The organism is Enterococcus sp. AZ071, assembly GCF_050499065.1.
Taxonomy (GTDB): domain Bacteria; phylum Bacillota; class Bacilli; order Lactobacillales; family Enterococcaceae; genus Enterococcus_A; species Enterococcus_A ferrettii.
Map to the genome: position 1 here is coordinate 209110 of NZ_JBIPAS010000001.1, position 20673 is coordinate 229782.

The window sequence follows — 20673 nt, forward strand, 5'->3', positions numbered from 1 at the left end:
ATGTCATGGTATTCACCTATCAATTGTCAGAATTTTTTGTTGATAAAAGCATATAAAAGATTTCAGACAAAGTCAATAGATTTATGAAAAAAAGATTAAAGATGGATGGTTAAAAGATTTTATTTGAAAGAGAAAAAAATCTGGGAAATGAGTGAAACTTTGTGCATACTATTTACAAGCTTTAAATAAAAGGCTTATACTTTGATCAATGGAGTCGTTTACAACTAAAGGAGAGTGGATAAAATGCTGTTATTGTCAAAAAAAGATATTCAACAGATTTTTACAATGAAGGAGGCAATCGAAGCGGTAAAAGAAGCCTTTTCGTTATTTTCAGCTGGAAAAAGTGAAGTACCTTTACGTACCCAAATTGTTAGCGAGGATCAATCAGGAACCTTCCTGTTCATGCCAGCTTACGTACCAACTATGAAAGCAGCGGGAATAAAAGTGGTTAATATTTTCCCTAACAACATTGATAAAGGGTTGCCTTCAGCTCCGGCACAAGTCTTATTAATTGATGGAGAGACTGGCTTTGTTACCTCCGTTTTAGATGGAACCTTTGTTACGCAAATGCGAACGGGTGCTGCTTCGGGTACAGCGTTTGATGTGCTGGCAAAAAAAGATGCAAAAAAAGGCGCCTTGATTGGTACTGGAGGACAAGCAGCCTGTCAATTAGAAGCAATGATTTGTGCTCGAGACTTAGATGAAGTGAAGGTCTTTGATATGAATCCTGAGCGAACAGCTGACTTCGTACAGCAAATGAACCAACAGCTAGGCAGCTACGGGACACAAATTTTAGCAGCTAAAAGCTCTGATGAAGCGATCGAGGATGCAGATGTGATTATCACCGTTACTCCTTCTAAGAAACCTGTTTTTGATGGAAATAAAGTGAAAAAGGGAGCGACAGTCAGTTGTGTGGGAGCTTATCAACACGACATGCAGGAGATGGACCCGGTTATTTTAACTCGCGCAGACAAAATTTATTTTGATTCAGAAGAGGCGGTACTATCTGAATCTGGCGATATTCTGATTCCCTTAGAAGAAGGAACAATTACTAAAGAAGATTTCACTGGTGACATTGGAGAAGTAATTTTAGGAAATTTGGTTGGCCGTGAGAACGATGAAGAAATTATTGTATTTGAAACTGTCGGCATCGGCACACAGGATTTAGTAACTGCTAAAGCTATTTACGATAAAGCTTCTGAAAAGGGTGTTGGAACCGTCTGGGAATAAGTGCTCAAGGAGGAATTCTAATGGCAGAATATGCAAGTATTTTCAATGATGTTCTTGGTCCAGTGATGGTAGGTCCGTCTAGTTCCCATACAGCCGCATCTGTCCGAATTGGTAAAGCGTTGTGTCAAATGGTCAAAGGAAACGTTACTTATTTCCAAGCTGACTTTGATCCGAAAGGTTCTCTGGCGGCCAGTTACATTACTCAATGCTCTGATGTTGGTTTAGTCGGCGGTCTTTTGGGAATGGAACCGACCCATGAAGACCTGCTGCGATCCATTGAGTTAGCTGAAGCGGGTGGGATGACCATCAATTTTCGAATTATCCCTTACGAAGCGGAGCATCCCAATACTTACCGAATGATTATTCGCAGCGATCAGATGGAAGAAGTAACGGCCACCGCATTATCTGTTGGCGGCGGTATGATTGCTTTTACTGAAATTCAAGGCGAACCAGTGACAATCTCTGGCGGCTTTTATGAAACGCTGATCTATGGAAAATCACCTACCTCAGCAATTTCAGATGTCACAGCCTATGCCGAGGCAAAAGTACCAGGCTTTTGCCAAATTGAACAGCGGGTAGCGGACGAGAAGGTCTTTTTAAATATTAAGTCTCATCAGCCGATTACTGAAGAAGTTCTAGCTGGTTTTAAACAATTTTTCCAGATAGACGAAGTAATTGCTTTTGACCCGGTTTTACCAGTAATGTCACAAAAGGAAAAAAACGTTCCTTTTAAAACAGCAGAAGAAATGCTGCAAATTGCTGAAAGGGATCAGTTGGAGCTATGGCAGTTGGCCACAATGTACGAGAGTGTTCGGGGAAACATTTCTGAGCAGCAAGTATATGACAAGATGTCGGATATTGTTGCTATCATGGGTAAAGGGATCGAAGTAGGGCTAAAAGGGACAGAATATGCAGATCGGATACTAGGCTATCAATCCTATAAAGTTGGAGAACATCAAGCGCAAATGATTGGCGGAACGTTGACTGCGGACATTGTCGCTTTCATTACTGCCATGATGGAAGTAAAAAGTTCGATGAACGTCTTTGTTGCTGCGCCTACTGCCGGGTCTTGCGGCGCGTTACCAGGAACAGTTTTTGCTGTTGCTAAAGAATACAACAAATCAAACGATGAAATCATAAAAGCAATGCTGGCAGCAGGAATTATTGGTGTCTTCATCGCGGAGTATGCCACTTTTGCCGCGGAGGTTGCCGGTTGTCAGGCTGAGTGCGGTGCAGGATCGGGAATGACCGCAGCTGCCCTAGTACAGTTAATGGGTGGTTCTGCCAGAACAGCGGCCAATGCTGCTTCGATGGCATTGCAAAATATTTTTGGTATGGTTTGTGATCCGGTTGATGTACGAGTTGAGGTTCCTTGTTTAGGAAAAAATATGATGTGCGGCATGAACGCCTTAGGGGCTGCTAACATGGCAATCGCTGGGTTCGATGTGGTCATTCCATTAGATGAGACCATTGATAGCTTTGATAAAGTTGGTCGTATGATTCCACCAGAATTACGTTGCACCGGGTTAGCTGGTTTAGCGCAAACGAAAACCGGATTGGAAATTTCTCGACAGCTGGCTTGCCGTAAAGGCTGCTGCTAAAACAAATAAACGTCACGATTTTGATATGCTACCCCTATCTAGGACAAGGAAATAATTAAATCCTAGATAGGGGTATTTGTTATGGGAAAAAGAAGGATGAAGCTGAGTCCAGAAGAACGTCTAAAGATTGTCGAGAGTTATCTTAGACATGAGATCAGTTTGAAGGGAGCTACCAAGGAAGCACAAGTTTCCACAGAAACAATCAAACGATGGTGTAATTTGTATGAAAATGAAGGAGCCACAGGTTTGATTGCTTCAAGAAAGAATAACAATTATTCGAAGGATTTGAAGCTGACAGCCGTTCAAGATTACTTTACTGGTGGAGGCAGCCAAGTTTATATCGCCAAAAAGTATGGATTAAGAAGCAAGAGGCAACTACAGGACTGGATCAAGGTTTATACTACTCATAAAGACTTCAAATCAGAAAGTGGTGGAAGTAGAATGAGTCAAACCCGTGAAACCAGTCAAGAGGAACGTCTGAAGATTGTATTAGAGTGTCTAGCCAATAATAAGGATTATGGAGCGATGGCAATCAAGTATCGAGTGTCCTATCAGAACGTCTATAACTGGGTGAAGAAGTATGAGCAGCGAGGCTATGACGGGCTTCAAGATCGGCGAGGCCGACGCAAAGCGAAACAAGTCGGCCGAACACCAGAAGAAGAACAAGCAATTGAGCTAGCCAAATTGAAGAGTGAGATTAGACAATTGAGAATGGAAAATGACCTGTTAAAAAAAGTGAGGGAATTGGAAAGGAGGAATCGTTAGGGCAATTTCGAAACGTGGCTGCTTACCAAGCAATCAAATTCTTGCACGAAGAAATGGACTACCCGATAAAACCCTTGTGCGAACTCTTGCGGATAACACGCTCTGCCTATTATCGCTGGTTGAAACATCCAGAGAGTGTACGTGAACAAATCAATCGTCAAATCACAAAAGACATTCGAACAATTCATGAGAAGCATCCAGATATGGGGTATCGTCGAATCAAAGATGAATTGAAGCGGGCCTATAAGATAAATGTTAACGATAAACGAGTCTTACGCATCTGTCGTCATGAACAAATCCAATCGAGGATAAAACATCCAGCAAATTGCATTACAAGGTGTGCTTATGCTCCGTACTACAAAGCAAAGAACGTTTTGCGTGGCCAGTTTCATGCAGAGGCGCCGAATCAGAAATGGGTGACAGATGTTTCAGAATTCAAGTATTTTATTGGACCAATAGTCAAAAAACTCTATTTGAGTGCGATTCTAGATCTTTACGATCACCGCATTGTCACGTATGTACTGAGTGATACCAATGATTTAGACTTGGTCTTTGATACGTTTGATCAAGCAGTCGAATTGGAGCCAGAGGCTCATCCAATTTTCCACAGTGATCAAGGGCTTCAATATACCCATGTGAACTTCTTCCGCCGCATCGTAAAAGCCGATATGATTCAGAGTATGTCTCGTGTAGGGAAATGTACTGATAATGGACCTATGGAAGGTTTCTGGGGAATGCTTAAGCGAGAAAACTATTATGGACGAAAGTTTACCAGTCGCGAAGAACTCGTCACAATGATTACTGACTACATGAAGTACTACAATACTGGACGTTACCAACGAAAATTACAAGTAATGACGCCGATGGAATTTCACAACAATTACTACAAAGCTGCATAAATCACCAAGGTATATTCAAAAAAACTACTCATCTATTTTTGATGAGTAGTCCACAAAAATTTTATACTATTTCACTGTCCTATTGACGGGGTGCGCACCATTTTTTCGTGACGTTTATTTTTATACAATCCTACAGCTCTACATGAACAAGCTGACAATCCAATTCAGCTGAGTTCTCCTGAATCAGAGTTCGAATTTGTTCCTCCCAAGCTGTTTCAGAACGCCAGGAGATACCGCAGCCGGCTGATAGCTTTCGTGGAATCGGCATCAACCGTCCAGCAATAGTAGCTTCTTTGCATAATGTTGAAAAATACAGAGCTGCATGTTCTGTTTCGAAAGTGACAATCAACCATTTCTTCATTGAGTACTCCTAAGTTTTAACGAGAAGCTCTCGCTCTTTTTTCGCGGTTGGTAAAAGCAATAATAAATAGTAAAACAATACATAAAATGACAGAAATTCGACCAAAGCTAGTTGTTCCTTCCCCTGATGAAGCCAAGCCGAAGTTATGAGCAAAAGCAGCTCCGACCAGCATCCCGATGACTGTAATGCCGGCATCAGAAGAGCCTTGACCAGTTAAAATAAGCTGACGGAGAGGACAGCCGCTTAAAAGAACGCCAGCAAAACCGACAACATACAATCCTAGAATATTCCACAAATGTTCCGTGTGGGCAATCGGCTGGTCTGCAAAGCTCAAATGGAAACTCCCAGTAGCTAAATTATAAATCAAAACGACAACGAATAGTGTAAGCACACCAGTAATTCGATTAAAATTCTTCATCAAAAAGATATCACGAATACTGCCAGAGAAACAAATCGCGGAAAGCTGAGCCAGGCCTCCGAAAACCAAGCCGCCAATTAGAGAAATAATTACGGGTGCATGAAAGCTTCCAGGCCCTTCTGCACTGACTATGAACAAAGTCGGTACTAGTAAAAATAGAACAAATAAAACTAGGAAGAAGCCAGGAATCATGAACCCGCTGGATGTTTTCGTTTCTTTAGCTTTGCCTAAAGTGTAGCCTTTTTTTAAGAAAAGACTCCCAGTAAGGACGCCGCCTACAAAACCAATTAATCCAACATAAGCGTTCAGATCACCGCCACCCATACGTAAAATCATCCGTAAAGGACAGCCTAGGAACATCAAAGCTCCGATCATCATCATAAAGCCTAATAAAAAACGCGTAGCTGTAGAAGAACCGCTTCTGGCAGCAAATTCTTTTCTAGGAATCGCCATCAGCATAGCCCCAAAAATAATACCAATAATTTCAGGTCGTAAATATTGAACTGGAGGAGCCATATGAAGCTTGGTTGATCCAGCAATATCGCGAATAAAGCAGGCAACACAAATGGCCATATTTGCAGGATTACCAAAATATGTTAGTAATACCGCTACTAAACCGAATCCTAAACCAACACCAACATACAATTTTTTACTTTCCATCTCTTATTACTCCTTTTGACTAATTTTTTGTAAAGCATCCAAGGCTTCCCTAATCTCAGTCTCAGTTGTAAAGGAGGAAAAACTGAAGCGCACGATACCTTGTTCCTTTGTTCCAAGGGCTTCATGCATCAGTGGGGCACAGTGGCCGCCAGAACGAGTTGCAATGCTATATTCGTAGGCAAGTAAATCGCTGATTTCAGCTGAATCTCTTTGTCCAATGTTCAATGCAACAATTGGGCAACGCTGTTTATCAGAGAAATCACCATACAAAATGACCTCATCAAGTTTTGCCGCTTCTTGATAAAAGAGGCGTGTCAACGCACTTATTTTTTGATTTAATTTTTCAAGGGTCTCCGCTAAGAGATAATCAACACCGGCTGCTAAGCCAGCAATTCCATGACTGTTTAAGGTTCCCGCTTCCAGTGCAGTTGGAAAGAGTGCTGGGTGCTGTGGATTGAAGGTATCAATCCCGCTGCCTCCAACCTTTAAAGGACGCAAAGAAATACCTGGACGAACATATAAGCCGCCAGTTCCTTGAGGACCGTAAAGCCCTTTGTGACCTGTGAAGCACAAAAGATCAATTCCCATTTTTTGAACATCAATCGGCAGAATACCAGCGGATTGAGAAGCATCCACTACAAAATAAAGTCCGTAATTTTGACAAACGTCGCGAACTTTGGCTAAATCCATTACATTTCCAGTTACATTTGATGCGTGAGTCACAATAATGGATTTAGTGTTGCATTGAACGGCTTTTTCAAAATCAGTATAGTCTAGTTTTCCCTGTTTGTCGGCAGGAATAACTGTCAGCTCTAAGCCTTTTTCAGACTGCAAACGATAGAGGGGACGCAAAACTGAGTTATGCTCCAACGCAGTAGTAATCACATGATCCTTACCGGTGTGCAACCCATCGATTGCTAAGTTTAAGCTTTCCGTTGCTCCGGAAGTAAAAACCAACTGTTTGGTTAGTTCCCCATTAAAAAGCTGACACAAAACTTGACGCGCATGAAAGAGTACCTCAGAGGATTTTAAGGAGTCCTCATGAACCCCTCGACCAGAGTTGCCAAGTTGCATGAGTGCATCGGTTACTGCCTCGATGACAGCATCTGGTTTTTTCAGTGTAGTAGCGGAGTTGTCCAAATAAATCATCGTTCATTTCTCCTTGTGTGAAAATTTCTTTGCATGATACAAAGACTAAGTGGGAAACAATGCTTCTTAGAAACTTCTAAGTGAATGTTCACTCACACTCAAGTAAAGGTATCAATAGACTTCTTCATTTTCCCCACCTCCTTATTTTCATCAAAAGACCATCGAATGTTCAAATAATCACAAGTTAAGTGTAGCTGATTGGTACCGGCAAAGTAAAGGTGAAAAGCAAAAATAACCCCCTCTTTCTAAAAGAAAGAGAAGGTGGTTAGATTCCGGGCAGTAAAGACTTCATCAATGAAAATTGACCATCAATTTGGGCTTCAGTGATATCGCCAATCAGTGCGAGTACACTTAACCCTTCAATGACGAACATAAAATTTTCAGCTAGGGTATCCAAAGATTGTGCAGCTAAGACCCGCTGCTTAATCCCGAGCTCTAGGATCTCGGAAATGGTTTGTTTAGTAGCAGCCATTTGAGCCTGTTGAAACTCTTGGTCTTCTTCCGATTTATGAGTAAAGTAATACTCATACATAGCCCGCAGCATACTATCGTTGATTGTATTTAACAGACGCTCCTTATGGCTGTTAAAATAAGTATCTAGTAGTTCATCAAAAGCTTGATTTTCTTTGATAGCTGAACGGATTGAATCAAATTTACGGCTGTTGCGACGTTTTACGGTCTCGATAAAAATTTCATCTACGGAATCAAAATACAAATAAATTCCACCACGGCTGATTCCACAAGCATCAATGATATCCTTCATAGTAACATCAATCAAGCCCTTTTTAGCGAATACTCTGCGAGCACTTTCCAAGATAGCTTCTCGCTTTTGCCGCTTACGTTCCTCATTTGAAATGTTTTTCATAAGTCACCTCAGAAATAAATTAATGACACAAGTGTCATTTTTATGTATAATCATCCCAATGACATGTGTGTCATCAAAATGAATGTATAGGAGTTGCAAATAATGAATACAAAAAATAAAACATATCGCTTAACGATCCGAGCGATCCTAACCGCGTTAATTATTTTGCAGGCGATGGTTCCTTTTTTAGGTTTTATTCCTTTAGGTATTACTGATTTAACCATTATCCATATTACTGTCATTATCGCTGCTGTAGTTTTAGGGACCAAGGATGGGATGTTTATTGGAATGGTTTGGGGAATCTTTACGGTCATCCGAGCATTTACCTCTCCAACCAATCCTTTAGATACATTGGTGTTTACTAATCCAATTGTTTCGGTATTGCCGCGAATTTTAGTGGGATTAGTAGCTGGTCTGCTATTCACTTGGTTGTACAAAAGGTATCACAAGCTAACAATGGCTACGGTAATTGCTGCCGTCTTTGGCTCATTAACTAATACAGTTTTAGTCTTATCGCTTATGGGATTATTATACACTACTGGTGTAGCTGATGCCTATGGGGTAAATCCATCCGGTTTATTCAAAGTCCTTGGAACTTTGATTTTCACCAATGGAATAACTGAAATGATTGGTGCAGGAATTATTACACCTTTAATTGTTCGTGCTCTGTTTTCTGCTACTCACTTAAGTCCAGATAATCGAAATTAGAGTATTCTAATCGTTATTTTATGTTAGTGAGATATGATCAGCAGAGAGTAACGATTCTTCATGATTAGAAGATCGCGCTTAAAAAAGCAGGGGGATCAACTGAAGTTGTAGTAGTTTTTGAAGGTTTTCTGTCGATTTCTTTTAGTTTTTTAAGGCTGCTTTACAGATGGTTTTTTCTAAAAAAATGAAAAAGTGAAAGACAATAAAAAACAATCGTTATTTTTAACTTGTCTGTTTTTTTATTTTTTTAGTGTTGACAAAGGAATTAATCAGGTGGTATTCTTACCTCGGAAATACGAATAACTTGATTTGTTAGGTGAGGCTCCTATACAAACACAGGCTACTGCCCAAAAATGTCGAGAGACGCCAATGGGTAGAACAGGAATTGTCGATTACAAGGCTCTTCTTAAGGTAGCTAAAAGCTCTGCTTTTTACGTTGTATAGTGCCAAAACTCAACGACTAGATCGCAATGAGCTTCTTTTTGATGTGCTTATTTCAGGCCTTTCGCTGAGTTTTTGGCGAAAGGTCTTTTTGCGCATCAAGGAATAATTTATTGAGGAGGAACAATCATGGTAAAACAGTGTTCACATTAACGCGTTGGAACAGTTCAGATTATTGGAAAGGAATTAAGCTAAGAAATAATTTATTGATGGAAAGTGCGGGCAAGCCCCCTATCACTTTTGCTCCAACAGAAGAGAGAAATGATTGGCATTTAGTTGTGCGTGTAGACCATGAAGTTGTGGCAACCTTGCTTCTTCATCCTATAAATAGTCAAATTGCGCAGATCAAACAGGTAGCTGTGTCTCAAAACTGCCAAGGAATGGGCTTAGGAAAAAAACTAATTGCATATGCGGAAAATGTTGCGCAAAATTTAGGCTTTGAATTAGTCTTTCTGACAGGACGTAAACAAGCTTGGTATTTTTATGAAAAGCTAGCCTATGAAAGCTTTGCAGAAACCTACGTTGATCATGAAGTAGAGTTAAAGATATTTAAGAAGAACCTAGTAGTGACCCAAACAAAGGAGATGAAAACACATGGACGACAGTAGTTCGGAACAACAGAGGTTTTGGAAAGAAAAACGCCCGCTGAAGGCAAAAGACTATTGTCTATTTGTTTTCAGATAGCTCGTTTGTTGACCTTCTTTTCAAAATCTCTTCGGAGGTGAAACATGATGGAACTCATCCTAGAAATTGTGGGCTATTTCTTAGCCGGACTAGCAATTTGGTATGTGATGATCGGAAAGAAGGTACGTATAATGGAAAAGAACATTAAAAATATGTCGTTTGTGAACTATGAACAAATGGCGAAAAGTACAGCTGAAACAATTATGGAATTATTTAAAACGCCCAGGAGAGGTCTGACAGAAGGACAGGCTGGCCTTTTAAGAGAAGAATACGGAAACAATAAGATTACCTACGGAAAAAAAACTCCCCTTATATTCGAAGTGTTTAAAGCCTATATTACACCATTTACACTCGTTTTAATTGCTTTAGGAATTGTATCATTTATAACCGAATATGTATTAGCTGCGCCTGGAGAGAAAGACTTATTTGGTGTCAGTGTTATTGCTATCATGGTAATTATTAGCGGCAGTATGACGTTGATCCAATCAGTAAGATCCAATCAAGCAGCTGAAAAATTAAAATCATTAGTCACCGTTACAGCGACTGTGAAAAGAAATAATCACTTTGTTGAAATTCCAATGGAAGACATTGTTTGTGGAGATGTGGTGAAGCTTTCTGCAGGGGATATGATCCCGGCAGATATCCGTTTAATCCATGCGAAGGATTTATTTATTTCTCAATCTGCGCTGACTGGTGAAAGCTACCCCGTGGAGAAAACGGCTGGCCGAACAACTAATCATCATGATACAGAGACCAGCTATGAGAATTTGGTTTTTATGGGAAGCAATGTGATTAGTGGTACCGCAGAGGGTGTAGTTATTTCTACAGGGAATCGCACATTATTCGGACACGTTGCCCGAGACTTGGCAGCCAAACCAGTTAAAACCAGTTTTGAATTAGGGATTCAAAAAACCTCCTTCCTGCTGATTAAATTTATGTCCTTAATGGCTCCAACTGTCATCATAATCAATGGATTAACTAAAGGTGATTGGATGGAAGCCTGTTTGTTCGGACTTTCGGTTGCTGTGGGATTGACTCCCGAAATGCTGCCAATGATTGTGACAACAAACTTGGTTAAGGGTGCTTCAGCAATGGCCAAAAAAGGAACGATTATTAAGAATTTAAATGCTATTCAAAATTTTGGTGCAATTGATGTTTTGTGTACGGATAAAACGGGAACACTAACTCAAGATAAAATTATTTTGGAATACCATCTTGATTGTGATGGTAAAGAAAATGATCGCGTATTGCGACATGCCTATTTAAACAGCTATTATCAAACTGGCTTAAAAAATCTATTGGACATTGCCATTATTGATGCGTCAAAAGAAACGCTTGAAACTGACAAAATTCAGTATCAAAAAGTGGATGAAATTCCTTTCGATTTCGAACGTCGCCGTATGAGCGTCGTGGTAGAAGATAATTTAGGGAAGACACAGATGATTACCAAGGGTGCTATCGAAGAAATGCTGGCGATTTCCAGCTATGTGGATTTCCATAAAGAAGTTATTCCATTAACTGGAAAGATTCGCGAGGAGATTTTGGCAAAAGTAAAAGAACTGAACGAAGATGGATTGCGCGTATTAGGGGTTGCACAAAAGACAAATCCTAGCGTAGTTGGCGAATTTTCAGTTAAGGATGAACAAGAGATGGTCTTGATTGGTTATCTAGCCTTTTTAGATCCACCAAAGGAAACGACTAAACAAGCACTGGAAGCGTTGAAGAAACATGGAGTAGGTGTTAAAGTACTTACCGGAGATAACGCGTTAGTGACCGAATCAGTCTGCAAACAAGTAGGTCTTTCCGCTGAAGTATTAATCAGCGGGGAAGAACTTGCCAAGCTTTCAGACGAAAATCTAGCGAGAGTAATTGAAGAATACAATATCTTTGTTAAGCTAAATCCACAGCAGAAAGCACGAATTACCCGTCTTTTGAGAGAAAATGGGCACACAGTTGGATTCTTAGGGGATGGGATAAACGATGCACCTGCGATGAAAGCTTCGGATGTCGGTATTTCCGTTGATACAGCAGTGGATATTGCCAAAGAATCTGCTGACGTCATTTTATTAGAAAAAGATTTAATGGTATTAGAACGTGGGATTGTAGCAGGTCGAGAAACCTTTGGGAATATTATGAAGTATATCAAAGCAACTGCCAGCTCAAATTTTGGGAACATGTTTTCAGTATTGGTCGCTAGTACTTTCCTGCCATTTTTACCAATGCTGCCATTGCAATTGCTGATTCTTAACTTAATTTATGATGTTTCTTGTATGTCGATTCCTTGGGATCGGATGGACAAAGAATATTTGGATGAACCAAAACGTTGGGAAGCTTCAAGCATTGGAAAATTTATGGTTTGGCTAGGACCAACGAGTTCTGTTTTTGACATTACTACCTATCTGCTGTTGTACTTCTTTATTTGTCCAGCAGTGGTTGGCGGCAGCTATCATAGCTTGTCTCCGGAGCAGCAGGTCGCTTTCATAGCTTTATTCAATGCTGGTTGGTTTGTTGAATCACTATGGACTCAAACCTTAGTTTTGCATGCTTTACGGACCCCAAAAGTACCATTTTTGCAAAGCAGAGCATCCTTTATTTTAACTACTGTAACAGGTTTTGGGATTGCTGTGGGCTCGATCCTGCCGGCTACTAGCTTGGGACGCAGTTTCGGTCTTAGTGCTTTACCAGCCAACTACTGGCTATGGTTAATGGTAACGATTGTTTGCTATTTGTTGCTTGTCACAGTGATCAAGCATATCTACATGAATAAATACCAAGAACTATTATAATAGAAGAAACACGAATCAGCGGGCAGCTGATTCGTGTTTTTTGACTTAGAAAGTCGTTGATATAAAAGGAATCTCTAAATAGTATTATTTTAGAAAAAACAGGTGTAGTCTAAATGGTTACTTAGCAGTAGTTGATTAGTGGACCTGTTTTTTTCTTAAGCCGATAAAAGCGGCAGCAGCAACTAGTACAATTCCCGCAATTGTTAAGATAATTGTTTTTTGTTCCCCAGTTTTTGGGTACTGTTTTTGTGCAGTAGCTTGCTGATCTACTATCTGTTCAGCTTTTGTAGGTGTTTCTTTGTTCTGATTAACATTGGTTGCTACATTAGTTGGTTGGTCATTTTTTCTAGGCCCATTGTCAATAGGTGCGTTGCCTAGCGAAGAAGATTGAATCCAGTTAACTACTCCAGAGAATAGATTGCCGTTTATAGCGGCAATTTTATCTTGAACTGGGGCAAGATGATTGAGGATATGGATCAGTTCTTCTTTGGAAAGATGACTAAGCTCAATAAAACCATTTCCTTTAGGATAAAGAGCCTGAATATAATTGTACAATGGATCAATATTTTGAATGAGTTCATCTGTGGTCTTATACTGACTAGGATTAAAAGCCAAAGCTTTTTCAGCGTCTGCTGCAGAAATCACATTATCTTTGTAAACTTTACGTAATACTCTTACATAGCTGCCAAAATCCATACCAGTAATATCATAATTATAACGTTCAAAAATTTTCCATGCAGTCGTTAACTGTTGATCTGTATAGCTGTCTAATTCAACTTGGCTAACTCCATAGGCTGTATCTTTCAATTGATCTCGGATAATTGCGGGAGTATACTCTTTGTTCTCCTCTTCTTTACCTGTTTCAGAATCCTTCGTTTCTTCCTTGACTGGTTCATCAGACTCTTTCGTTTCTGATGATTGAATAGGGGATTCTTTTGTTTCAACGTTCTCTTTTTTCTCAAGGTCAGTGGTAGAAGAATAGGTTGCTTTATCCTGTTCATCTGAATCAGCTGTATTACTGTCAATTGTTGAACCAGAATCAATCACTTCTTCCGCTGCAGGAACACTTTCAATAGTCTGTTCTTGGGTAGATATCGTTGCATTAGGGACGGACTCGGTAGTTTCAGCGAACGCTGCAATTGGGAAGGTTAATACCAACAAACTGAACAAAACAACTTTTTTCATCTCAATCACTCCTTGTAATCTTTCTGCAATATTATTGTAACACAAGAAATCTTTTTGTAAAGTAATATTTTGTCCTTTTTTCGAAATTTTTTGTTGCCTAGCTTTTTTTCAATTATTCGCTGTGAAAGAGAAGTGCTTAGTGCAGTAGACCTTACAATTTAATTTTTTAAAATGTAGATGAAATGGAGGAGAGGACGGGAATTTGGAAAAGTAAAATGACCCTTAAACAGAATGAGAGTTAGTCGACATAAGAAAAGGAAACACAAATCTTTTAAAGACTTGTGTTTCCTTTTAATCGTTAATTTTAATCCAAAATCTGAACTGCAACACCTAAAGTGTTAGGTCCTGTGTGTACAGACAAGGCCGGCGAAATCGGTCCAAAATAAATGTTTTCCACCTTTGGAAAGGTTTCTTTTAGACGTTTTTTCATCTTAATCGCATTTTCCATCGCATCAGCATGAGCTACCGCCAAATTAAACCGATTGTGACCATTGAGCAAATCTCCAACAATTTGGATTGTTTTATCAAAGCTTTTATTGAGGCCGCGAATTTTTGCCACTGTATAGTAGATACCTTCCTCATTACAGGAAATTATCGGCTTTAATTTCAAGGCACTTCCTAACAAAGAGGCAACTAATCCAATTCGTCCACCACGCTGTAAATATTCCAATGTATCCACATTAAAAAAAACTTTAGTCTTAGGTAAACAGGCTTCAACACCTGCGATAACTTCATTAAACGATTTTCCTTGTTTAACTAATTCAGCGGCTAGAATGACGGAGAAGCCGGCAGCAATTCCAATGTTTTTGGTATCAATCCCATGAAAAGTTAGTCCTGTGTAATCTTCAGACAACAATCGCAACGCATTGAAGGTTCCGCTTAATCCGCTGGAAATAGTAATGATGACTACATGTGTAAAGCCTTGATCCTTGATTTCATCAAAAACTTTTATGATCATTTCACCATTTGGTAACGAAGTTTTTGGTAATTCTTCTTTTAGAAGAGGGAAAATATTATCTGAGCTAACTTCCAAACGGTCTAGTAATTCCTTATCCTTAAAGATAATACGCAATGGAACCATAAAAATCGGTGAGTTGTCTACCACTTCTTGAGGCGTATCTGTTCCAGAGTCTACTAAAATTGCAATTTTTTCTTTAGTCATCCGTTTTCTCCAATTCAATAATTTTTTCTACCAGCAACTTACTTGCAAATGAGGCAGCGGCATTTTCTACCGCTAAGTATCGATAATCTGATTGTCTGACGAGCGTCGGGTCATTTTCTTCAGCTAAAACTAAGCCGGCAACATATCTCAGAGATTCTTCTTGTATTTGACAGAAATTATTATAGGCTTGTTTTGGTTCATCAATGGCTAATTGCATGACGATTAGTTCTTTAATATCTGTAATCGTTAGGACCTGTTTGATCAAGGTAATGGCAATCAAATAAGCCAAATGATTTTTGTTGTAGCGCTTTTTAAGTGGTGGCGGTACCAATTTATGTTTTACATAGTTATTCACCATAGCACTGGAAAGTAGATGGTGCTTTTCTGGTTCAATGATAGGTGATAAGTAACGGTCGATTAAGGTAATTACTTGATCCATGTACAGCTCTAACTCGGGGAGTTCTTCCCAACGAGGTAAACGAACTTCTTTTAGTGCTGCGGACCATTGTTTTAATTCTTCATTTGCTTCCATCTAGGCTTTGCTCCCTTCTAAATTTATTTTAACAAAATCAGCAAGATTATACAATATGGTTATCAAAACTAGGTTGAATTATCACATGAATATTTCATAATTTTTTTCTTCTTTCTTCTTGCAATTTTAAATCACCAATGCTAACATATTGAAGTAGCTTATTTGGGCCGTTAGCTCAGTTGGTAGAGCAGCTGACTCTTAATCAGCGGGTCGCGGGTTCGAGCCCCTCACGGCCCATTGGGTGCCAAACCCACGAGAATGGTATTCTGTCGGCGTCTTTGGACGTTTAGAAGATGGAGTACGCATTCTCTTTTTTTGTTTTAGAAGTATGGTATGGTTGTTTTGTCTCCTTTTAATTTCTTAGTAGAAGATAGACTCTTAGGTCACAATGAGCTTTGCAGCTTTTCATGGTTTCGTAAAAGTTTGACAAGAAAAAGCCTGAGAACCTTGAGAGGGTGAAACACTCTTCGAAATAAGGTATAATGGAGAAGCATATAATTTAGATGAAAAAGTTTGAGGTGACTCTTAGTGAAGAAAATTTTAGTTGTAGATGATGAAAAGCCGATTTCTGATATCGTTAAATTTAACCTAACGAAAGAAGGATATGAGGTGTTTACCGCTTATGATGGCGAAGAAGCAATTGAGAAGGTTGAAGAAGTCCAGCCGGATTTGATTTTGCTTGATTTAATGTTGCCAAAAAAAGATGGTTTAGAAGTGGCTCGTGAGGTTCGTAAAACTCATGATATGCCAATTATTATGGTAACCGCAAAAGACTCTGAAATTGATAAGGTTTTAGGGCTGGAGTTAGGTGCAGATGATTATGTTACGAAACCTTTCTCTAATCGTGAGCTAGTTGCACGAGTGAAGGCCAATCTGCGCCGAGGCGGCCAAGCACCTAAAGAAGAAGACGATACAACACAAGGTGATTTAACTATTGGTGATCTAACCATTCATCCGGATGCCTATATGGTAACCAAACGCGGAGGAACGATTGAATTGACCCACCGCGAATTTGAATTGCTGCATTATTTAGCTAAACATATTGGTCAAGTAATGACTCGTGAACATTTATTGCAAACGGTTTGGGGCTATGACTATTTTGGTGATGTGCGTACAGTGGATGTGACTGTTCGTCGCTTAAGAGAAAAGATTGAAGATAACCCTAGTCATCCAAACTATTTAGTGACTAGAAGAGGTGTAGGTTATTACCTGCGCAACCCTGAACAGGAGTAATGAACTAAATGAAAAATAAAGTCCGTTTTTTTCAATCAGTAAATTTCAAGATTGCTTTTTCATTTATCTTGATTCTATTGATTTCGATTGAAATTATTGGGGCATACTTTATTCGTGGATTAGAAAAAGAAACAGTCAATAACTTTACGAAAGATATGAATCAGCGGGTCTCTTATTTGGCGAACTCATTAGGGACTACAATGTCTCAAGGTTCGGATAACAATGCTCTACAACGTTTATTGGAAAACAATAATGCTTCTGATATTCAGGAGATGTGGATTGTTGATGATAAGGGAATTGTACTGGCGACTAACGACGTAGGCCGCAAAGATTCTATCGTAGGGAAAAAGAACGAATACAGTGATATTGACGACTTAACTATGAAGCAATTTGTTGCACTCGATGATAATAATAAACGGGTATATATTAATGTTCAACCAATTCAGTCCCCGACAGGCGATTCAGCCGTGCTGGGGGCTCTTTATGTTAAAAGTAACATTGAACAGAAGTATACCGAAATCAGCGATACAGCAATCATTTTTTTCACCGCCTCCTTAATCGCGGGCGTTATTTCAATGGTTGTTGCTTTGCTAGTTGCTCGTTCCATCACCAAGCCGATTGAGGAAATGCGGCAGCAGGCTATAAAGATTGCTCAAGGAGATTACTCTGATAAAGTTGAGGTCCATGGGCATGACGAACTGAGTCAGCTTGCGGAAACCTTCAATAAGTTGTCTGACCGGATCGAGGACGCTCAAGATACAATGGAGGCTGAACGGAATCGCTTGGACAGCGTTTTGACCCACATGACAGATGGTGTAATTGCAACGGATCGTCGTGGGAAGGTCATTACTATTAATGAGATGGCTTTGTCACTGCTAGATGTCAAAAATGAAGATGCAATTGGTGAGTCAATTTTGACCCTTTTAGACTTAGAGGAAGAATATACCTTGCGTAAGTTGTTGGAAGCGCAGGAAGAATTACTATTGGACCGCTCGAAATCGGATCAAGAAGAAGATCGGATGATTTTGAGAGCGGACTTCGCTATGATTCGTCGTGAGTCCGGATTTATCAGTGGGTTAGTTGTTGTATTGCACGATGTAACTGAACAAGAAAAAACTGCTGAAGAACGTCGACAATTCGTTTCTAACGTGTCACATGAACTACGTACACCATTAACAAGCGTACGCAGTTACTTAGAGGCGCTTGATGAAGGTGCCTGGGAAGACAAAGAGGTTGCTCCAGAATTTATTCAGGTAACTTTAGGTGAAACGGATCGCATGATACGAATGATTAATGACCTGTTAAATTTGTCCAGAATGGATTCGGGTAATCAGCAGCTGGATTTAGAGTTTGTTAATTTCAATGAACTAGCAGATTATGTGTTAGATCGCTTTGATATGATGGTTAATAATCAGAACAAAAAATATACGATTGTTCGAGATTTTACAGAGCGTGATTTATGGGTAGAGGTTGATACTGATAAAATTATGCAAGTGATTGACAATATCATGAACAATGCTATCAAATATTCACCAGATGGCGGAAAGATTACGGTCCACCTGCTGGAGACCCATAATAATGTGGTACTAAGTGTTACAGATGAAGGCTTAGGAATTCCGAAAAAAGATTTGGAAAAAGTCTTTGAACGATTTTACCGTGTGGACAAGGCGCGGGCCCGGAAACAAGGTGGAACGGGACTAGGATTGGCTATATCTAAAGAAGTAATTAAAGCCCATAAAGGAACCATTTGGGTCGATAGTATTGAGGGCAAAGGTTCAACCTTCTCCTTCTCCTTACCTTATGAACCGTACGAGGAGGATTGGTGGGAATGAGATTTTCTGAAAAAGTTATGCGCGGACTTCTGATTTGCCTGATTTTACTAAGCTTATTTTTCACCTATTCTATTTGGGTGAGCCCAGCTGGTCGAACTCCTGATGTTAATTCCAATACGCAGGTAGTTAATAATGAACAAAACTATACCAAAGCAACCGATGCGTTTTTACCTTTAAGAGGTATTTGGGATTTAGATGGAAAACATTTCCAAACAAATAGTGAGAACCTATTGGCTACGCTTCAAGCTCGGTTGACTGAGAGTAACTATGGGCAACTAGAAATTGTTGCCAATACGGAAGAGGAAATTGCAAATTATTACCAATTGGCGAATGGTGTTGAACTAAATTATGAGGGGCCTTTTTCATTAGCTGAATATGTTAAAGTTTTCGATATTCCCTTAAATTTAAATGGGCTTGATGACGAAGAAAGTATTCTTTTCGGCAAAATTCAGTTAGACTTCGATCGACAAAAAATTCGGTTTTTAAATTATCAAAAACACATTGTTTACGAAGCCTCTATTTCAACTGATTTTGATAAAATCGAAGCAATTTATCGAGAAAACGAAGAACGCTTTTTAGCAATGACGCCAGAGAATCAATTGGTGCCACGTTTATTGCAAACTGAAGGAAATGTCCACCTGAAAAAGTACAGTTATATTTTGACGACACAATCCTATTCATTATTCCGGAACGCCTTTTTCCAAGATCCAGAACAGGCTAAAGGAGAAGAGGAGGAAGATAAATCGCGTTCTTTCGTTAGTGGACATGAAGAGTTAACCATGAATGAAGTTGATCGATTAGTAAGTTTTTCAGGAGAGTTACCTGAGGAGTTAAAGGATCAAAGCCTATATACTCAGACTTTCAGTTATGTTAGTCGCTTGGGTACTGCGGTTGGAAATCTACGGTATTTTGACCGACAAAACAATCAGGTAAACTATCGGATCTTTGTGGAAGGCTATCCCATTTTCAGTCAGACCTCTAAAGGGAAAATGAGCGTCAATATTGAACCCAACAACCAATCCAATCAGGTCAAAATCCAAACCAGTATGGACACTGTTCAGGTACCCATACCTGCAGAAGAAGAGGTTGAATTACCAAGTTCAACCACAATAGCGGAAACTTTATCCTACGGTGGATACGATCTTAATTTAGTGCAAAGCTATATTATTGGCTATAACTGGCAAGATGTGGATAGTGTCGGTCGAGTAGTAGCCTTAACTCCAGAATGGTATATAAAATACGATAATAAGTGGTATACACTGGTGAACGGAAACTTAGTAGAAACGGAGGCGAACTAAGTGGATTTTCGCAAAATCGAATGGATTTTCTTTATTGCCTTTTTTGGAATTAATATTTTCTTGTTCAGTATTTATTGGAGCGGCCGCCACGAACAAAGCTTAGTGACGAACTCTGATCAACGAGAAGATATCTCGCAGCGTCTGCAAAATGACGACATTCATTACAAAGGAACTATTTCCGATCAGCATTTTGAAGGGTACTATTTAAGTGCCGAACAAGATGATTTATTTGGACTTTTAGATGAGGAAGTTAACGCTTCTGTTCGTAGTTCTTCATATGTATCTGATAAAGTTTTAACAAGTACGCCTTTGGAAAATATTAAATTTGACTTAAAAGAGACAAAGAAGAGCTTCAACGAAGTAATGCGAGACCCTCAGTTTATTTTAGCTGGGGATCAATATATGTACGTTTCCAGCATCTCGAAAAAAGATGATGAAGGCTCTAAAATAGTGGGGGCTCAATCCTATGAAGATATTCCTTTTATTGATGAAACTTCGCGGGTAACCTTAAGTGTTGAAGCCTCGAGTGATGAAACGTCACACATAACGGGATATACTCAAACTTTGCTAAAGGATATTGAACCTTTACGAGAAAAAATGAGCTTATACTCGGAAAAAGAAATCTTGAACACGTTGTATATCAATAATAACATTCCGCCAGGTTCAACTATTCAAGAAATCTATTTGGGCTATTTTCGAACACTGGAGGTACGAGAAAAAAACGTATATGTACCTGTTTGGTTCGTACGAATTGAAAATGCCGACAAAGTTGTTCAAATAGAAAAAGTTAATGCAATCAGTAATCAGGTTATTTCTAATAATTCGGTATCAAAGGTGGAAAATCCATAAAAAGGGTTGTATACT

Annotated in this window: 18 protein-coding genes, 1 tRNA gene and 1 riboswitch; of the genes, 12 read left to right on the forward strand and 7 right to left on the reverse strand. The window is 39.4% G+C overall.

Features of this window, described 5'->3' with window-relative positions:
• Positions 1-243 precede the first annotated feature (243 nt).
• From IGI49_RS00995 to IGI49_RS01010, 4 genes are all read left to right on the forward strand, one after another.
• Positions 244-1230: an ornithine cyclodeaminase family protein gene (locus IGI49_RS00995; RefSeq protein WP_429963087.1), complete on the forward strand. Its 987-nt coding sequence runs from the start codon at positions 244-246 to the stop codon at positions 1228-1230.
• Between the two features lie 20 nt (positions 1231-1250).
• On the forward strand, positions 1251-2831 hold the full coding sequence (locus IGI49_RS01000; RefSeq protein WP_429963088.1) for an L-serine ammonia-lyase, iron-sulfur-dependent, subunit alpha: 1581 nt from the start codon (positions 1251-1253) through the stop codon (positions 2829-2831).
• A gap of 81 nt (positions 2832-2912) precedes the next feature.
• Positions 2913-3596: a helix-turn-helix domain-containing protein gene (locus tag IGI49_RS01005; protein WP_429963089.1), complete on the forward strand. Its 684-nt coding sequence runs from the start codon at positions 2913-2915 to the stop codon at positions 3594-3596.
• A 14-nt stretch (positions 3597-3610) separates the two neighbouring features.
• Positions 3611-4495: an IS3 family transposase gene (locus IGI49_RS01010; RefSeq protein ID WP_429963090.1), complete on the forward strand. Its 885-nt coding sequence runs from the start codon at positions 3611-3613 to the stop codon at positions 4493-4495.
• 130 nt (positions 4496-4625) lie between these two features.
• On the opposite strand, the gene IGI49_RS01015 is transcribed toward IGI49_RS01010, so the two are convergent.
• The 4 genes from IGI49_RS01015 to IGI49_RS01030 all read right to left on the reverse strand — a co-directional run bounded on the left by IGI49_RS01015 (position 4626) and on the right by IGI49_RS01030 (position 7948).
• On the reverse strand, positions 4626-4856 hold the full coding sequence (locus IGI49_RS01015; RefSeq protein WP_429963091.1) for a DUF3343 domain-containing protein: 231 nt from the start codon (positions 4854-4856) through the stop codon (positions 4626-4628).
• 16 nt (positions 4857-4872) lie between these two features.
• The gene (gene yedE, locus IGI49_RS01020) at positions 4873-5934 is read right to left on the reverse strand and encodes a YedE family putative selenium transporter (protein ID WP_429963092.1); all 1062 of its coding nucleotides are present in this window, start codon (positions 5932-5934) and stop codon (positions 4873-4875) included.
• 6 nt (positions 5935-5940) lie between these two features.
• The gene (locus tag IGI49_RS01025; RefSeq protein WP_429963093.1) at positions 5941-7083 is read right to left on the reverse strand and encodes an aminotransferase class V-fold PLP-dependent enzyme; all 1143 of its coding nucleotides are present in this window, start codon (positions 7081-7083) and stop codon (positions 5941-5943) included.
• A gap of 265 nt (positions 7084-7348) precedes the next feature.
• Positions 7349-7948 (reverse strand): TetR/AcrR family transcriptional regulator, encoded by a 600-nt coding sequence (locus IGI49_RS01030; RefSeq protein WP_429963094.1) that lies wholly within the window; start codon positions 7946-7948, stop codon positions 7349-7351.
• Between the two features lie 102 nt (positions 7949-8050).
• On the opposite strand from IGI49_RS01030, the gene IGI49_RS01035 reads away from it, so the two are divergent.
• The 3 genes from IGI49_RS01035 (at position 8051) to mgtA (ending at position 12567) form a co-directional block, all read left to right on the forward strand.
• Positions 8051-8656: an ECF transporter S component gene (locus IGI49_RS01035; protein ID WP_207704338.1), complete on the forward strand. Its 606-nt coding sequence runs from the start codon at positions 8051-8053 to the stop codon at positions 8654-8656.
• Between the two features lie 301 nt (positions 8657-8957).
• Positions 8958-9128: riboswitch (M-box (ykoK) riboswitch) on the forward strand.
• Positions 9129-9210: 82 nt separating this feature from the next.
• Positions 9211-9705 (forward strand): GNAT family N-acetyltransferase, encoded by a 495-nt coding sequence (locus tag IGI49_RS01040; protein ID WP_429963095.1) that lies wholly within the window; start codon positions 9211-9213, stop codon positions 9703-9705.
• A 207-nt stretch (positions 9706-9912) separates the two neighbouring features.
• Positions 9913-12567, forward strand: coding sequence for a magnesium-translocating P-type ATPase (mgtA, locus tag IGI49_RS01045; RefSeq protein ID WP_429964949.1), 2655 nt, complete (start codon positions 9913-9915; stop codon positions 12565-12567).
• 135 nt (positions 12568-12702) lie between these two features.
• Here the strand turns inward: mgtA and IGI49_RS01050 are convergent, their stop codons facing one another.
• From IGI49_RS01050 to IGI49_RS01060, 3 genes are all read right to left on the reverse strand, one after another.
• Positions 12703-13752, reverse strand: coding sequence for an LPXTG cell wall anchor domain-containing protein (locus tag IGI49_RS01050; protein ID WP_429963096.1), 1050 nt, complete (start codon positions 13750-13752; stop codon positions 12703-12705).
• Positions 13753-14056: 304 nt separating this feature from the next.
• Positions 14057-14914, reverse strand: coding sequence for a DegV family protein (locus IGI49_RS01055; protein WP_429963097.1), 858 nt, complete (start codon positions 14912-14914; stop codon positions 14057-14059).
• Positions 14907-15446 carry a DUF1836 domain-containing protein gene (locus IGI49_RS01060; RefSeq protein WP_207704341.1) on the reverse strand — a complete coding sequence of 180 codons (540 nt, stop codon included), beginning with the start codon at positions 15444-15446 and terminating at the stop codon, positions 14907-14909. Before IGI49_RS01060 ends, IGI49_RS01055 begins: the two co-directional genes overlap by 8 nt.
• A gap of 164 nt (positions 15447-15610) precedes the next feature.
• Between IGI49_RS01060 and IGI49_RS01065 the strand changes: the two genes are divergently transcribed.
• The 5 genes from IGI49_RS01065 (at position 15611) to IGI49_RS01085 (ending at position 20658) form a co-directional block, all read left to right on the forward strand.
• Positions 15611-15683, forward strand: a tRNA-Lys gene (locus IGI49_RS01065).
• Between the two features lie 291 nt (positions 15684-15974).
• On the forward strand, positions 15975-16679 hold the full coding sequence (yycF, locus tag IGI49_RS01070) for a response regulator YycF (RefSeq protein WP_207704342.1): 705 nt from the start codon (positions 15975-15977) through the stop codon (positions 16677-16679).
• A gap of 8 nt (positions 16680-16687) precedes the next feature.
• The gene (gene walK, locus IGI49_RS01075) at positions 16688-18511 is read left to right on the forward strand and encodes a cell wall metabolism sensor histidine kinase WalK (protein ID WP_207704343.1); all 1824 of its coding nucleotides are present in this window, start codon (positions 16688-16690) and stop codon (positions 18509-18511) included.
• Positions 18508-19809, forward strand: a complete 1302-nt coding sequence (locus tag IGI49_RS01080; RefSeq protein ID WP_207704344.1) for a YycH family regulatory protein — start codon at positions 18508-18510, stop codon at positions 19807-19809. The genes walK and IGI49_RS01080 overlap by 4 nt, the downstream gene beginning before the upstream one ends.
• Entirely contained in the window at positions 19810-20658 is an 849-nt protein-coding gene (locus IGI49_RS01085; protein WP_207704345.1) for a two-component system regulatory protein YycI, read from the forward strand.
• Positions 20659-20673 lie beyond the last annotated feature (15 nt).